At 66.1% G+C, this 14,458-nt stretch carries 15 protein-coding genes and 1 pseudogene; 9 read left to right on the forward strand and 7 right to left on the reverse strand.

From position 1 onward, the window contains the following. From ACQKJZ_RS02240 to ACQKJZ_RS02255, 4 genes are all read right to left on the reverse strand, one after another. Positions 1 to 272 (reverse strand): hypothetical protein (locus ACQKJZ_RS02240; protein WP_427729837.1); only part of this gene is annotated, 272 nt, incomplete at its 3' end. Positions 273 to 312: 40 nt separating this feature from the next. Beyond that, positions 313 to 1,605 (reverse strand): abortive infection family protein, encoded by a 1,293-nt coding sequence (locus ACQKJZ_RS02245; RefSeq protein ID WP_232307961.1) that lies wholly within the window; start codon positions 1,603 to 1,605, stop codon positions 313 to 315. Positions 1,606 to 1,649: 44 nt separating this feature from the next. Further along, positions 1,650 to 2,036: a PIN domain-containing protein gene (locus ACQKJZ_RS02250; RefSeq protein WP_066690594.1), complete on the reverse strand. Its 387-nt coding sequence runs from the start codon at positions 2,034 to 2,036 to the stop codon at positions 1,650 to 1,652. Then, a complete protein-coding gene (locus ACQKJZ_RS02255; RefSeq protein WP_066690591.1) occupies positions 2,033 to 2,275 on the reverse strand; it encodes an AbrB/MazE/SpoVT family DNA-binding domain-containing protein in 243 nt (80 codons plus the stop codon). The genes ACQKJZ_RS02250 and ACQKJZ_RS02255 overlap by 4 nt, the downstream gene beginning before the upstream one ends. 326 nt (positions 2,276 to 2,601) lie before the next feature. On the opposite strand from ACQKJZ_RS02255, the gene ACQKJZ_RS02260 reads away from it, so the two are divergent. Further along, positions 2,602 to 3,834, forward strand: a complete 1,233-nt coding sequence (locus tag ACQKJZ_RS02260; protein WP_066690588.1) for a tyrosine-type recombinase/integrase — start codon at positions 2,602 to 2,604, stop codon at positions 3,832 to 3,834. Positions 3,835 to 4,153: 319 nt separating this feature from the next. Here ACQKJZ_RS02260 and ACQKJZ_RS02265 read toward each other — a convergent pair whose 3' ends face one another. Further along, entirely contained in the window at positions 4,154 to 4,552 is a 399-nt protein-coding gene (locus tag ACQKJZ_RS02265) for a type II toxin-antitoxin system VapC family toxin (protein ID WP_066690585.1), read from the reverse strand. Beyond that, complete coding sequence (locus ACQKJZ_RS02270) at positions 4,545 to 4,793, reverse strand: AbrB/MazE/SpoVT family DNA-binding domain-containing protein (RefSeq protein WP_066690582.1); 249 nt, start codon at positions 4,791 to 4,793, stop codon at positions 4,545 to 4,547. The genes ACQKJZ_RS02265 and ACQKJZ_RS02270 overlap by 8 nt, the downstream gene beginning before the upstream one ends. A 514-nt stretch (positions 4,794 to 5,307) precedes the next feature. Between ACQKJZ_RS02270 and ACQKJZ_RS02275 the strand changes: the two are divergent. From ACQKJZ_RS02275 to ACQKJZ_RS02290, 4 genes and pseudogenes are all read left to right on the forward strand, one after another. Continuing rightward, a pseudogene (locus ACQKJZ_RS02275) lies at positions 5,308 to 6,672 on the forward strand (IS3 family transposase). 265 nt (positions 6,673 to 6,937) lie between these two features. Beyond that, the gene (locus tag ACQKJZ_RS02280; RefSeq protein WP_427729838.1) at positions 6,938 to 7,429 is read left to right on the forward strand and encodes an MBL fold metallo-hydrolase; all 492 of its coding nucleotides are present in this window, start codon (positions 6,938 to 6,940) and stop codon (positions 7,427 to 7,429) included. 236 nt (positions 7,430 to 7,665) lie between these two features. Next, positions 7,666 to 8,904, forward strand: a complete 1,239-nt coding sequence (locus ACQKJZ_RS02285; RefSeq protein WP_427729839.1) for a DUF1254 domain-containing protein — start codon at positions 7,666 to 7,668, stop codon at positions 8,902 to 8,904. Further along, positions 8,901 to 9,935, forward strand: coding sequence for an MBL fold metallo-hydrolase (locus ACQKJZ_RS02290; RefSeq protein ID WP_427729840.1), 1,035 nt, complete (start codon positions 8,901 to 8,903; stop codon positions 9,933 to 9,935). The genes ACQKJZ_RS02285 and ACQKJZ_RS02290 overlap by 4 nt, the downstream gene beginning before the upstream one ends. Before the next feature lie 71 nt (positions 9,936 to 10,006). On the opposite strand, the gene ACQKJZ_RS02295 is transcribed toward ACQKJZ_RS02290, so the two are convergent. Beyond that, positions 10,007 to 10,666 (reverse strand): TetR/AcrR family transcriptional regulator, encoded by a 660-nt coding sequence (locus ACQKJZ_RS02295; RefSeq protein WP_314471372.1) that lies wholly within the window; start codon positions 10,664 to 10,666, stop codon positions 10,007 to 10,009. 84 nt (positions 10,667 to 10,750) lie between these two features. Between ACQKJZ_RS02295 and ACQKJZ_RS02300 the strand changes: the two genes are divergently transcribed. The 4 genes from ACQKJZ_RS02300 to ACQKJZ_RS02315 are packed head-to-tail and all read left to right on the forward strand — an operon-like array spanning position 10,751 to position 14,342. Then, positions 10,751 to 11,596, forward strand: a complete 846-nt coding sequence (locus ACQKJZ_RS02300) for a fumarylacetoacetate hydrolase family protein (RefSeq protein ID WP_314471374.1) — start codon at positions 10,751 to 10,753, stop codon at positions 11,594 to 11,596. Then, a complete protein-coding gene (locus ACQKJZ_RS02305; RefSeq protein WP_314471376.1) occupies positions 11,593 to 13,140 on the forward strand; it encodes a bifunctional 3-(3-hydroxy-phenyl)propionate/3-hydroxycinnamic acid hydroxylase in 1,548 nt (515 codons plus the stop codon). The genes ACQKJZ_RS02300 and ACQKJZ_RS02305 overlap by 4 nt, the downstream gene beginning before the upstream one ends. Next, positions 13,118 to 13,414 carry a hypothetical protein gene (locus tag ACQKJZ_RS02310; RefSeq protein ID WP_298273756.1) on the forward strand — a complete coding sequence of 99 codons (297 nt, stop codon included), beginning with the start codon at positions 13,118 to 13,120 and terminating at the stop codon, positions 13,412 to 13,414. Before ACQKJZ_RS02305 ends, ACQKJZ_RS02310 begins: the two co-directional genes overlap by 23 nt. A gap of 25 nt (positions 13,415 to 13,439) precedes the next feature. After that, on the forward strand, positions 13,440 to 14,342 hold the full coding sequence (locus ACQKJZ_RS02315; protein WP_191864926.1) for a VOC family protein: 903 nt from the start codon (positions 13,440 to 13,442) through the stop codon (positions 14,340 to 14,342). Positions 14,343 to 14,458: the final 116 nt, after the last annotated feature.

Here is a 14,458-nt window from a genome sequence, read left to right on the forward strand (position 1 = left end):
AGCTCGCCGTCGTCACCGTATTTATCGCGGATAAAGGAAGCGATCGTGGCGAGGTTGTGCGGGTTGCGCTCCGCCAGCGAGAACAGCACGCCATGTGCGTGTCCCGAATAGTCGGGATCCGCGAAGCTGAGGCTGCGCAGTAGGCGATCGTGGCCGGTGATGACGTCGAGCGCGCCGAGATGAACGCCGAGCTCCTTCCAGTCGCCGGCGTTGAAGTTGGCGACCGCGATACGGGCGAGCCGGATCAGATATTGTCGATCCTGGTCGCTCATTGGATGATCGAACACGCGAAAGCCTCTTGAGTAATGATCGTCAGCCCTGCCGCGCGCTGCGCGCGTCGGTGAGCGATGGTGAGGGGGCCGCACCAGGCAGGATGCGCTGGTGATAGGTGTCGGAGACAAAGTCGATAAACGCGACGGCCGCGCCGACGGCGAGGCGGGCATGGCGCGGCTCGAGCCCGCGGTGACGGCCGTCGCGGCCGTGGCCTGAGCCGTACAGGCTGCGGATCTCCGAGAGGTACTGGGTGATCGTGGTCAGATTGCGCAGCAGCAGCCGGATCGCCTCAGCGCCCTTGGCCTCGTCAGGGATGCCCTCGGGAACGAGCTTCAGTTCCTTGGTGAGCAGTTTCGTCAGTTCGGGCAGCGTCACCGTCTTGGAGAAGGTGACCCCCTGCCGGGTGAGGATCGACTTGCAGCAGGTCTCGACCAGATCCTTGGCGGTGCCGATCGCAAGCGCGGGATCGGCCTCGACCGCGACTTCGAGCCGCTCGATCTCCTTCTGCATCCAGCCCGCATCGAGCGCGTCCGCGACCGTTCGCGCGCGGGAGACCGATCGACCGCCGGCGAGCCCCGCGCGCCGGGCCACGAAGCGCGGCCGCCCCGCGATCCGCTCCTCCTCAACCAGCTCCCAGCCGTCCTGGCGCAGCTGGTCGTTGTACTGCGCCACCAGCCGGATCGCCTCGTCCTTGTCGGGACGAACCACGGGGTGGACCGTTTCGCAGAGGAAGCGCAGGAAGACCTCGTCCGGTCCACTCGACAGCCCGAAGCGGGCGTCGTCATAGACCCAGTCCTCGCCCCAATCGAAATTGTTAACGCGGTGCTGGTAGATGTCGCCGGCGGCATCCTTGTAACGCGAGTCATAGGACGGCAGCGTGTCGAGGCTGTAGAGCCGGGCCAGAAAGTCGACGTCGTCTAGCGTGCCGCACCACGCAACCTGGTCGATCCGTAGGCCATCGATGATGTTCTGTCGCGTCTGTCGGCGGACCCGGTCGTTCGGCCGGGCGGGAGCACTTGGCGCCGCGAGCCGCGGCACGAGCTTGGCGCTGTACCAATCCTGGGTGAAGGGTTCGAGCACGGCCTTAAGGCGTTGGGTGATCTGCTCTTCGACCCCGTCCTTGGCGCCGCCTAGCAGCGCATACTCGGCCGGATCAATCGAGAGGAACACCGTCCACTGCTCAGTGCCGCCGTTCCAGTTGTCGTAGCCGGTCCGCTCGATCCGCGGGGTGGCCGCGCGCACGACGTTGGCCGCCTGGGTCATGCGTTCGGCGATCAGCATTTCCTCGACGGTCGCGAGATAGCGCGCCGGCTGTTCAATCAGGTCCTGCACGCGGGCGTCCTCGATATCCTACTCGATAGCACGAACTCGTGCAGTCAGCGGATCGCCACCACCTTGACCTCGGCCGCAGCCGCGATCTCCTTCCACTTACGGTCGGAGGTCCAGGCGGGCAGACCTTCGCGCTTGGCGAGCGCGAGGCAGAAGCGATCGCCGAGCGACAGCCCGCCTTCGACGGTGTGGCGCCGCAGCCGCGCGGCCTCGCGCGCAAGCGCCGCATCGGCCGGGACGAGCTCGACCGGCAGCGGCCGCAGCATGGCGTCGACCTCCTCGTCGGGCATGCCGAGCTTGTGGTAGTGAGTGGCAACCTCAGCCATGTTGACCACCGACATGCGCGCGCCGGCGAGCGCGCCCTCGACCTTCTTGGCGCCAGCCTCGCCGCGCAGCAGCGCGAGCAGCGCCGAGGCGTCGAGCACGACGCTCATTCGCCGTTCTCCGCGGCGCGGGTGGCGAGGAAGTCGTCGACGCTGGAGCCGGGGGCGTCGCGGTAACGGCGCGCGAGCGCCTGCGCCTGCGCCACGATCTGCGGCACGGTGCGCAGCACGACGCCATCGGCCGTCTCGTCGAGATAAACCGCACCGCCGCCGGTGAGCCCAAGCCGCTTGCGGATGTCGGCCGGCAGGCTCATGCGGCCGTTGGGCGTGATGTTGACTTGGACGGTCATGGTGGCAGCCTGTTGCTCGGTGTGTCGCTGGGGACAGTATAGGCGCATCATTGCCGACCCTCAACGTCGGTGATGCCGTGCCACACGTGCAGAAGCGTGACACGCCCCCTTCCCTGCGCCACGCCACACACGGGCACTTTCCATAATCGCGACTTATGGTATGTACAGGCGCGTTATTGCTCAGAACAGGATAGCGGGGCAGGGTGGTGTACGAAGGTAGCAATACACCAGCGCCGAGCGCGCCCGATCAGGGCAAGCGAGATCCTTTGAGTCTCACGGTCGGCGACGTGCCACAACCGGGATCTAAAGACACAAGTGACACCATCATGTCGGCCACCAGCGAACAAGCCGTGCCGACCACGCTGCTGCTCGTCCGGACCCACGCCGTGCTGCCGACGCGCCGCTCGCGGCGCGCCGGCGGCGACGATGCCGCCACACCCGACGCGCGGTTGCTGACCGTGCTCGGCCGCGCCGCACCCGCCGGCCTGCCCCCGGTTAGCGCGCTCGGCGTCGAGACCGCGCTCGAGGCGATGGCCGACGCCTCCAAGCTTGCGGTCGCGGCCGACCTCGACTGCTGGCTCGACTGGTGCGCCGGCGAGCACCGGCGCCCGTGTCCCGCCGATCCCGAGGACTTGGTGCGCTACCTGCGCGCGCTCGAAGCCGACGGCAAGAAGCCCGCAACGCTATCTCGCCGCATCGCCAGCCTTGCGACGGTGCACCGGCTGCTCGGCCTCGGCAGCGACGCCTTGCCGACGTCGGCGCCGATGGTCCGCAACGCGCTGCGCGGCAACCGCCGGCGCCAGGGCGCGGCGCAACGCCAGGCCGCCCCGCTCCGCTTTGGCGGCGGGCTCGGTGAGGCGGGTGGCTTCACTTTGTCGGCGCTGCTCGCCGCCTGTACCGGCGATGCCCAGGGCCTGCGCGATGCAGCGCTGCTATCACTCGGCTACGACGCCGGCCTGCGGGTCAGCGAACTGATCGCCGTCGCGGTTGCCGACCTCAGACCGCAGTCGGACGGCACCGGGTTGCTTCACCTGCCGCGCTCCAAGACCGACCAGGAAGGGATCGGGGCCTGGGCGTGGCTGTCCGCCGACACGATGCGCCGCGTCGCCGCATGGCGCGCCGAAGCGATGATTGGCGACGGCGTGCTGTTTCGGCGCGTTGGCGTCGATCGGCGTCGGCAGCGGTCGAAGGAACTGGCGGACGCGCGCTGGGGCGACGAGGACGCCGAGGCTGCAGCGCTGCTGGTGACCTACACGGTCGGGGACGCGCCTCTCAGCCGCCAGGGTATCACCGGCATCTATCGGCGGATTGCACTCGCGGCCGCCCGGGCGGGATTAGTCGAACTGCCGGCCGGCGAACTCGAAGCGGCAATCGCGGCGCTTTCCACGCACTCGCTGCGGGTCGGACTGACGCAGGACCTGTTCGCGGCGGGTGAGGACGGCGCCGGCATCGCGCTGACACTGCGCTGGTCGTCGCCATCCACGGCGCTGCGCTATGGCCGCCGGCTTCAGGCCCAGAGCGGCGTTGCGGCCCGAGTGCTCTCCCGCGTGCGGACCTGAGCACTCCCTCGCACCGGCTTTTTCCGGCTCAAGCATGAGCCGGACCGTCCTATGTTTAAGCTGCGAAGCTACTATTTCAGGAACACTCCAACGAAGGCGAAATGTCCACTATTTCAGAGAAACCGACATTTGGGCCACGAAGGTTGGCCGTCCGAACCGTTGCATGATCTGTAGGTTTTCCTGAAATGGTGGACGCAATCCGTCCTACAGCAGCACCCTGAAAGAGTGGATCTGCGCCCGAAACAGTGGACGTCAGGCGCACTGGTCCGCCGCCCACCATCCGCCTGAGCCTGCCGCACCCAAAAGCACGAATGTGCGGCTACTCCGCGAGCGGCCGCACGTTGGTGATGGTGACGCCGACCTCAGCGCTCGCCAGCGGAGCGTCCGTCGTGAACATCTCCGCTTGCAGGTCGATCGCCAAGGCAAGACACGCTCGGTCACCAAGCGAAAGACCAAGCGCCTTCGTCGACGGTCGCAGGTCCCCTATGATGAGCGCTTGGGCAGGAGAGAGCGGCCGGACATCTAGCTGCAGCCCGCCAAGCGCCTCACGCACCTTGTCGAGCGGCAATCCTCGGTCCCGAAGCTTGGAGACGACCTCGGCGAGGTTGGTCGTTCCGATAATGCTGCGGGTCAGGACGTCGACTACCCGATCCGCCCCGGGCTCGTCGTTCAACAGGCAGAGCAGGGCGGAGGCGTCGAGTACGACCTTGCTACTCACGCTCCGCCTCGCGCCGGCGCTCTGCGATCAGCTCGTCAGCCAAGCCGACGCCTTCGGGCACATACTTGCGCAGAATCGCACGAGCACGCTCAAGTGCTCTAGGCACGGAACGTACCCGCAACTCGCCATCGTCCACATCGACGAGAACGATGTCACCCGTGGCGATCCCGAGCTCACGGCGCATAGCCGCCGGGATCACCAGCTTACCACCATCCACGATCTTGACCCTTTGCGCTTCCATCTGCACTGAACTCGCTTGGCTGACCCAATCTCTGGAATGTACCGCCTTCCACCGCTTATGCCTAGCGCCAAGGACGGCACTACGTCGCGGTTGGTGATCAGTCCTCGTTCATATCCGTGCTCAATAGCTACTTAGGCCTGGCTTGCTGAGCTAGGCTCGACAGGATCGCAACTTGCCATTCCGAGCCAGCTGCTCCAGCAGTGGCTCCTATGGGTGTACGTAGATTGGCCATGACAAGCGACGGAACGCTTCCGTCGGTGCGCGCGGCGCGCGTGTACCTGCGCGTCAGCACGGACAAGCAGGATCTGACCCGACGAAATACGATTGTCACAGGCGCTCGTGCCGCAGGCTATCATGTTGCAGCGGTGTACCGCGAAAAGGCTTCGGGTCCGCGGCCTGACTGGCCCGAGCTGCTGAGCATAGGTGCCCTGTCCGCCGTCAGCGCCAATGGCACAGACTTGAGGTTGTGATTTAAGGAGGATTTGGGCTTTGTCGTAGTGACGAAGGAACGAAGATGAAGCCCAAACCCTCCTATTCAAAATCGTCGGCGAAGGCCCCTGCGGAGCAGGTCGTGAACGACAGCCGGCGGCTGACCCGGCGCCATTTCTCGGCCGAGGACAAGATCCGCATCGTGCTCGAAGGCCTGCGCGGCGACGACAGCATCGCCGAGCTGTGCCGCAAGGAGGGCATCGCACAGAGCCTGTATCACACGTGGTCCAAGGAGTTCATGGAAGCGGGCAAGCGCGGCATAGCCGGCGACACCGCCCGTGCCGCGACCACCGGCGAGGTGCAGGATCTGCGCCGCGAGGCCCGCGCCCTGAGGGAATGCGTGGCCGACCTGACACTGGAAAACCGTCCGCTCAAGAAAAGCATGATTGCGGATGGGGGCGACGACGAATGAGGTATCCCGCATCAGAAAAGCTGGACGATGATCCGGATCGTCGAGCAGTCGCACCTGCCAGCAAAGCGGACGCTGGACCAGCTCGGCATCCCCCGCCGAACGTTTTACCGCTGGTACGACCGCTATCTCGAAGGCAGGCCGGAAGCGCTGGAAGATTGGCTATCGGCGCCGAGCCGGGTGTGGAACCGCATCCCAGCCAACCTCCACGACGAGATCATCGAACTGGCGCTGGAACAGTCCGAGCTGAGCCCCCGCGAACTGGCGGTGCGGTTCACCGACGAGAAGCGGTACTTCGTGTCAGAAACCACGGCTTACCGCCTGTTGAAGGCCCATGACCTGATCAACAGCCCGGCCTACGTTGTGGTCAAGGCCGCCGATCAGTTCCACACGAAGACCAGCCGGCCGAACGAGATGTGGCAGACCGACTTCACCTACTTTAAGTTCATAGGCTGGGGCTGGATGTACCTGTCGACCGTGCTCGACGACTTCTCGCGCTATATCATTGCCTGGAAGCTGTGCACCAACATGCGCGCCGAGGATGTCACCGATACGTTGGACCTCGCCTTGGCCGCTTCCGGCTGCGACAGCGCCACGGTGCTGCACAAGCCTCGGCTGTTCAGCGACAACGGCCCCAGCTACATCGCTGGCGGACTGGCCGAATACATCGAGGCCAACAAGATGAGCCATGTCCGCGGCGCCCCCTGCCATCCTCAGAACCAGGGCAAGATCGAGCGCTGGCACCAAACCCTGAAAAACCGCATCCTGCTGGAAAACTACTTCCTGCCCGGAAACCTTGAGGCCCAGATCGCAGCCTTCGTCGAGCACTACAATCACCAGCGTTACCACGAGAGCCTGAACAATGTGACGCCGGCCGATGCCCACTTCGGCAGGGCGCCAGCCATCATCAAACAACGCGAAAGGATCAAGCGACAGACCATCGAGCATCGGCGCTTGCAGCACCGCAAGCTCGCCGCCTAACATCAACGCCCAGACGAGGCCCGCTCTCCGCTAAGCTACGCCGCGATCTGCGCCAAATGTTCTGACGACGGACAGTCTTTGGCGATCTCCCGCCGATCGACGCCGTCCTTTCAGCCACTGCCATTATGACCATCTCGACACGGCAACGCTTCGGCGGCTCCAGGCTGAACACGCGCCCCTTTTCGTCATGCCGCTCGGCAATGATGCGATCGTTCGCGCCGCCGTGGCTGACGCGCGCTGTGTGGTCGGTGACTAGTGGGACAGGTTGCCGCTGAACGATACGCTGGGCACGACCCTAACGCCCGCGAACCATTCGGCCGGTCGCTCGCTGTCGGATCAGCGGATGGCGCTATGGTCAGGACATTGGCTGGAAACGCCGGTCGGAACGGTGTGGTTCGCCGGTGGCACGGGGTATGGCGATGGCGCTATGTTCCGGAACGTAAGAGAGCGGCTCGGTTCACGGGACGTCGCGCTGATCCCGATCGGTGCCTACGAGCCGCGCTGGTTCATGGAGCCGCTGCACGTGAATCCGAGCGAAGCGGTGCAGATATTTCACGACGTGGACGCCTGTCACGCGCTCGGTATTCACTGGGGCACGTTTCAGCTGACGAACGAGGCTCGCGACGCGCCGAAGCGGGCACTAGCTGACGCGCTGGCTGCGGCAAACCTACCGGCCAGCCGCTTTGTCGCGGCTGAGCCGGGTTTCGTCTATGATTTCGCAATCAGCGCGCGCGTCCCGCCCCTCGAGGTGATCTGATAGAGAGAGGCGCGAAGAGGCGATGGCCGGGCTGGGTGGTTCGGTCGCGACTATACCTACTCTAAAAGTCGCGACTCCGCCGCCAATGCTCATTTCCTAGCTTCCAGTGAGGTGCTGCGCAGCGTCCGCTACCGCCCAGATTTGCGACCGCTGAGTTCCATCGGCGCACAACAGGTATCGCTATCCGCCAGAACCTGTATATGACTATTCGGTCAAAAACTGGATTGGAGAGGCCGGTGATCGAAGAGCTGGAGGTGATCGCACAGGAGGCCTGGCTGTATGGCTTGCCCGCGATCGAAATGGCGACCACCCGCACTCGCGCGCTCGCACGGGGCGCTCGACAGAACAGCTTCCACCATGTCGGTCGCCTGCTCACGCCGCGCGATCGTGATGTGACCCTTCCCAACAACGATACGCTTTATTCCAGCGCACACCTCGATCTGAGCCAGGGAGGCTTGACGCTGACGCTGCCTGCCTCCGGCGAACGCTATCTGTCGGTGGCGTTTATTGACGCATGGACCAACAATTTCGCCATCCTGGGCACGCGCACGACCGGGGCCCAGGGCGGCACGTTCCGCCTCGTCGGGCCAGCTTCCACCGAGCATGGCCCGATGGTGCTGCGCAGCCCGACCGATTTCGTCTGGGCCCTTGCGCGCGTGCTGGTCGATGGACCATCCGATCTTGAGGCCGCGCGTATGGTCCAGCAGGCGATTGGACTGGAGGCGCCCGAAGCGCCGGCCTGGACGCCTCTTGTCGCGCGGGATGCCGACTGGCCAGACTATTTCGCGGCGCTACACGCCATGATGCGGAACAACCCTCCGCCGGTGACGGATCTCGCCCTGCTGCGCCGGATCGTTCCGCTGGGACTGACCGACGCATCGTTCGATGCATCGCGCTTCACCGCCGAGGAGCGCGAGGCGATCGCTCGCGGCGTCGTCTCCGCACGGACGCTGGTGCGAAGCGGCGGCGGGATCGGCGCTCGCGTGCGCAACGGCTGGATCGAACCGGGACAAAGTATCGGCGATTTCGGACAGGACTATCGCTACCGCGCGGCGGTGGCGCTGAAGGGATTGGCCGCGATGCCGTCGGTCGAGGCGCTGTACCTGATCGGCCGCGGCCCCGATCGCGGCGCGTATGATGGTCGCCGACAGTGGCGGCTCCGCTTCGCGCCGGATCAACTCCCGCCGGTCAACGCCTTCTGGTCGCTGGCGCTGTACGAGATCATGCCCGACGGCCAGATGTTCCTGACCGAAAACCCGCTGCAGCGCTATTCGATCGGCGACCGCACGCCAGGCTTGCGGCTCGATCCGGACGGCGGGCTGACGATCCTGATCGGCGCGCGCGAGCCGAGCGAGACGGCCAACTGGCTGCCCGCGCCGGACGGACCGTTCGCCCTGGCGATGCGCGCCTATCTGCCGGCGAAGTCCTGGCTCGACGGCGCGTACGAGCTGCCCGCGCTGGAGGCGGCGAATTGAGCCGGTCGCGCGTGCAGCGCTGGGCGCTTCTCACGCTTCTCGCCGCGGCAATAGTGCTCGGTGGAGGCGGGCTGCTCCTGCGGGTCGCGGCGGTGCAGGACTGGATGATCGCGCGGGGCGTGGCGCGTCAACTCGCCCGACCGCCAATCGACGTCGACGATCGCCACGCGCTACGCGTCCTGATCTGCGGCACCGCGCCGCCGCCACCGAGTGCGCTGCGCGCGAAGTCTTGCACCGCGGTGATGGCGGGCGGCCGAGTCTTCGTGGTGGACGCCGGACCGGGATCCGCCAACAAGCTGGCACTGTGGCGCTTCCCGCTCAACCGGGTGTCCGCAATCCTCATCACGCACTTCCACTCGGACCATATCGGCGATCTGGGCGAGTTTCGGATGCAAGGCTGGGCCGGTGGGCGGACGCGGCCGCTGCCGGTCTATGGCCCTGACGGCGTGGAGCGGGTCGTCGAGGGGTTCAACACGGCCTATGCATTCGACGATGGGGTGCGGTCCACCGAGCACGGCCTGCCGCTGGACGCCGCCAAACTCGCGGCACGGCCGTTCGGGCTTGCCGGCGCTACCGAGCGCCCGACGCACATGGGCCGGCGCGTGATCTACGACGAGGGCGGCCTCAGGATTACCGCGTTCCAGGTCGTGCACGAGCCAGTCTATCCCGCGGTCGGCTATCGCTTCGATTATCGCGGGCGTTCCGTGGTGGTATCCGGCGACACCAGCGTGAGCGCGAATCTCATCCGCACCACACGTGGTGCGGACGTGCTGATCCATGAGGGCAATTCAAACCGCGCGCGGGACCTTTTCGTGACCGGCCTGCGCCGGAGCGGGCAGACGCAACTCGCTGACGTGATGGCGGACGTCGGCAACTATCACGCGACACCCGAGCAGGCGGCGGAGGCGGCGAACAGGGCGGGGGTCGGCCTGCTGGTCTTCAACCACATGGGCCCGATCCCGCCCGACAATATGCTCACGCGCGCGCTGTTCACACGAGGAGTTGCAGCCCTGCGGCGGCAATCGAAATAGATGCTCGCGGACGATGGCCTCATGCTCACGCTGCCGGTCGGATCGAATCACATCGAGCGGACGACGGTGCGCTAACGCGTGGCTCGACCCAGGCGAGCGTGCAGCCGCTCCGCCTGGGTGATGCTGGCGATCCGACCGGCCTCGACACCCAAGCCGCGTAGCGCCAGCGTCAGCATGCCGACCAGTATGGCGATCGACTCGGCGCGGTCGGGCTGCTCCTGCGCCACCGCGCTAGCCACGGTGTGGCAACAGCCGAGCCAGAAGAGCGGCCCCGTATCCGCCTCCTCCGTGCTGACCAGGCCCGCGGCGACGGCGGCCGCGAAGTCGCGGCGCACCCCGTCGTTAAGCGGGTGCGCCATGTCGATCATCCCGCGACCGGCACCGGCGAGTACCACCATACGCTTGCGCTCGGTCAGCGCGAAAGCGGCAGCGGCGATCATGCCGCCCGCCAGCCGTCCCAGCGGATCGGTGACGCCCTGATTCGTCGCGGCGACCCGCGCCTCGACCTCGCGCCGGATGTCCTCCGCGATCGTCTGAGCGAACGCGCGCTTGTCGGCGAAGTGGTTGAAGAACGATCCCTTGGCCACGCCGGCGGCGGCGACCAGATCATCAATGGCGATCGCGTCGACGGGTCGTTCCGCCAACAGTTCGAGCCCGGCGGCGAGTAGTGCGCCGCGGGTTTTCGCTGCGCGCGGTGAAAGAACTGGAAACGACGACACGGCACATCCCACTTGACTAATTGGTCACAAAGGAGCAGTTGACCACCAAGTCACTGTGCGGCGCCCGAGCGCCGCGTCAAGCGAGAGGATTGGCGCATGAAGCTCGCCACCTATGATCATGAGGGCGTGACCCGCACCGGCGTGGTGCTGGGCGATCGCATCGTGGCAAGCGGCAGGCCCGGGACGATGATCGACCTTATCGCGGGTTTTCATGACCAGCCCGATGCCCTCGCGGCGCTGGACGCATCCGCCGGCGTTCCGCTCGATCGCGTACGTCTTCGCGCGCCTGTGCTGCGCCCGGGCAAGATCTTTGCGATTGGGCTCAACTACGCCGATCACATCGCCGAATCGAAGATGGAGACGCCGCAGCGCCAGGTTTGGTTTACCAAGGCGCAGACGTGCGTGAACGGGCCGTATGACCCGATCCTGATCGCAAGCGGCGCGCCGTTCGTCGACTACGAGGTCGAACTGGTCGCGGTGATCGGCCGGCGTGGCAAGCACATCCCGACCGAGCGGGCCCACGAACATGTCTTCGGCTATTGCGTCGGCAACGACGTGACGGAGCGAATGTGGCAGCACGCCGGACCGCAATGGTCGTTGGGCAAGTCGTTCGACACCCATGCGCCGATCGGTCCATGGATCACCACGGCGGACGAAATCGGCGATCCACATGCGCTGGGTGTGCGGTGCAGCGTCAACGGGGTGGAGCGGCAGCATTCAAACACCCGGCACCTCGTCTTCGACCTATGGCAGCAGATCGAGCATCTCTCCGCCGCGATGACGCTAGAGCCGGGCGATCTGATCTTCACCGGCACGCCGGGCGGCGTCGGTGCGGCGATGGACCCGCGCCAGTTTTTGAAGCCCGGCGACATCGTGCGCTGTGAGATCGACCGGCTCGGTGCGATCGAGGGCGTGATGGCGGCGGAGGAAGCCACAGCGTGACCGAGACCCGCACCTGCGACGTCCTCGTCGTCGGTGCGGGGCCGACCGGGTCGACGCTCGCGCTGCTTCTGGCAAAGCGCGGCGTCAAGGTGGTGATCGCCGATCGCGCGGCGGACATCTACCAATTGCCGCGGGCCGCACACATCGATTCCGAGGCGTTGCGGATCTTCCAGTCGCTGCAGATCGCGGCGCCGATCGCCGCATCGTGCCGGCAGGCGCCGCGTTACGATTTCATCAATGCGAAGGGCGACGTGCTGCTGCGTTTCGATGGCGCTGACCGGATCGGGCCGGGCGGCTGGCCAGCGTCGAACATGATTCACCAGCCCTCGATCGAGCGCGTGCTTCGTCAGGCAGTGATCGCATCGGACACAATCGACCTTCGTACCTCGTGGCGGCTGGTTGCGCTGGCACAGGACAGAGAAATACGCGCTACCTTCGCCGCGCCCGACGGCGAGGAAACGGTGATCGCGCGCTTCGTCGTGGGCGCGGACGGCGCGCGAAGCGCCGTACGCGAGTTGAGCGGCATCGCGGTGGACGACCTTCAGTTCGACGAGCCGTGGCTCGTCGTCGATGCGATCGTTAACGATGCGGCGCGGCTGCCCGCGATCAACCTGCAGATCTGCGATCCCGCCCGCCCCACCACCTGCGTCTTGATGGGAGAGGGCCGCCACCGCTGGGAGTTCATGCTGAAGCCGGGCGAGACGGCAGAGGCGGTCAGCGAGCCGGCGTTTGTGGCAGCCTTGCTGCGCCCGTGGAATGTCGAGGCGGCGATCAGCATCGAACGTACTGCCGTCTATCGCTTCAATGCGCATGTCGCGTCTGCGTGGCGACGCGGGCGTGTGCTGCTGGCGGGTGATGCGGCGCATCTGATGCCGCCGTTCGCCGGGCAGGGCATGTGCTCCGGGCTGCGCGACGCCGCCAACCTCGCGTGGAAGCTCGCGGCGATCCTCGGCGGAGAAGCCGACGAAGGCCGCATGCTCGACAGCTACCAACAGGAGCGGGAGCCGCATGTCCGCGCGATTATCGGGTTGGCGATGATGATGGGGCGCACTGTCTGCCTGCTCGATCCGCAAGCCGCCGCCGAGCGCGACACGCAGATGCTGGCGGCGCGCGCGGCCAGTGGCGCGGGCCCGCAGGCCGGGAATTGGCCGCCGTTCGCCGCGGGGGGTATCCTGGCGGGTAGCGCGGGAGCGGGCAGTTACTTCCCACAGCCGGTGGCGAGCGACTCCCGGCTCGACGACGTGCTCGGCGCCGGTGCTTGGCTGATCGCCCGCACGGACGTGCCGCAGCTCGCGGGCATGCGCGCCGTCGCGCTCGACAATGCCATGCTCGCGCCATTTCGCGATATCTTGGCCAACTGGCTCGACGAGCGCGCCGCCGCTGCGGTGCTGGTCCGCCCCGATCGCTACGTGTTCGGCACCGGCGAGCCCGAGACGCTCGTCGCCGCATGGCATGCCTTCGCGTTAGCCGGCGAAGCGCCACCTGCACCATCAGTTTCTCAAACAAGCACAGGAGAAGATTATGGCAATCGACGGCACCTATGATGTGATGGTGAAGTCGCCGCTCGGCGAGCAGAAGAGCAAGCTGATCGTGAAGACCGCTGGCGACACTTTCACCGGCACCAACAGCGGCGCGAACGGAACGTTCGACATCAACGGCGCCGTGAACGGCAACACGCTGACCTGGCAGCAGGCGATAACGACGCCAATGCCGATGACGCTCGACATGGCCGCGACGATCGACGGCGACGCATTGACCGGCAGCGCGAAGGCCGGTGCGTTCGGCTCGTTCCCGATGACCGGTACCCGTGTCGCCTGACCATTCGGACCAGAAAGGCCCTCCCATGCCGAACGTGTTCCGTCTCGCCTATGTCGATCTGGCGACGCCGTCACTCGACGGTGCGCGCGGCTATTACCAAGAGGTGCTCGGCCTCGTTCCGGTAGAGACGGCGGGCGGGACGACGTATCTCAGCCTTGGGCTCGATCACCACAATCTCGCACTTCACCAGGCGCCGCGGGAAGGGTTGGGAGCGATCGGGCTTCAGGTATCGGCGGCGATGCCGCTGGCCGATCTCGCCAAGCATCTACACAAGCTAGGGTTCACCAGCGAACTGAAGAGCGATGCGCGTCCAGGTATCGCCTCGCTGCTTGAAGTGCGCGATGTCGGAGGGCATTGCTTCCAGATCATCGCGAACATGGCGACACCCGCACCTGGCTTCGCGACCGGCAAGGTCGGCCCGCTCAAGCTCGGGCATGTCGCCGTGCTCTCACCCGATCCGGCCGGCCTGCTCCGGTTCCTCAACGACGGCCTCGGTTTCGTTGCGACCGACTGGTTCGACCAGTTCGTCACCTTCGTTACCTGTAACCGCGATCACCACGTGATGAACGTGACCGTCGCTCCGTTCGCCACGCTTCACCACCTCGCCTTCCAGCTGAACGGCCCCGAGCATCAGGTGCGCGCCGCCGACCTGCTGACGCGTCACAAGGTCCCGACCTTATGGGGCCCTGCGCGCCACACGGCGGGCCACAACATCGCCTCCTATCACCACGGGGCGGACAAGGCGCTGATCGAGTTGTTCAACGATCTTGACGTGTTCGACGCCGAGCTCGGTTATTGCGAGCCGCGGCCATGGCACGGCGACCTGCCACAGCGTCCCAAGCGCTGGCCTTTGACCGAGATGACCCGGTGGGACACGCGTTACGAATTTTCACTTGCCGCAGTGCAATTCGGATTGCCTGCTGCCTGAAGCCGCACCTGTCCCAAACGGCCACGAACGAGCGGCGGCAGGTCGTCCGTTCCGCTTCCGCGGCGTGCCCGAAACGCGGCTCGGGCGTGACCGCCCGCGCGACCGACCTGCGGGCT

The sequence above is a fragment of the Sphingomonas sp. NPDC019816 genome (assembly GCF_050274375.1).
GTDB lineage: Bacteria > Pseudomonadota > Alphaproteobacteria > Sphingomonadales > Sphingomonadaceae > Sphingomonas.

Coding starts and splice junctions, on each gene's coding strand:
- ACQKJZ_RS02310 (WP_298273756.1), top strand. CDS start 13,118: ATGGCAATCGACGGCACCTATGATGTGATGGTGAAGTCGCCGCTCGGC.
- ACQKJZ_RS02270 (WP_066690582.1), bottom strand. CDS start 4,793: ATGGAAGCGCAAAGGGTCAAGATCGTGGATGGTGGTAAGCTGGTGATC.
- ACQKJZ_RS02250 (WP_066690594.1), bottom strand. CDS start 2,036: ATGAGCGTCGTGCTCGACGCCTCGGCGCTGCTCGCGCTGCTGCGCGGC.
- ACQKJZ_RS02315 (WP_191864926.1), top strand. CDS start 13,440: ATGCCGAACGTGTTCCGTCTCGCCTATGTCGATCTGGCGACGCCGTCA.
- ACQKJZ_RS02300 (WP_314471374.1), top strand. CDS start 10,751: ATGAAGCTCGCCACCTATGATCATGAGGGCGTGACCCGCACCGGCGTG.
- ACQKJZ_RS02260 (WP_066690588.1), top strand. CDS start 2,602: ATGTCGGCCACCAGCGAACAAGCCGTGCCGACCACGCTGCTGCTCGTC.
- ACQKJZ_RS02255 (WP_066690591.1), bottom strand. CDS start 2,275: ATGACCGTCCAAGTCAACATCACGCCCAACGGCCGCATGAGCCTGCCG.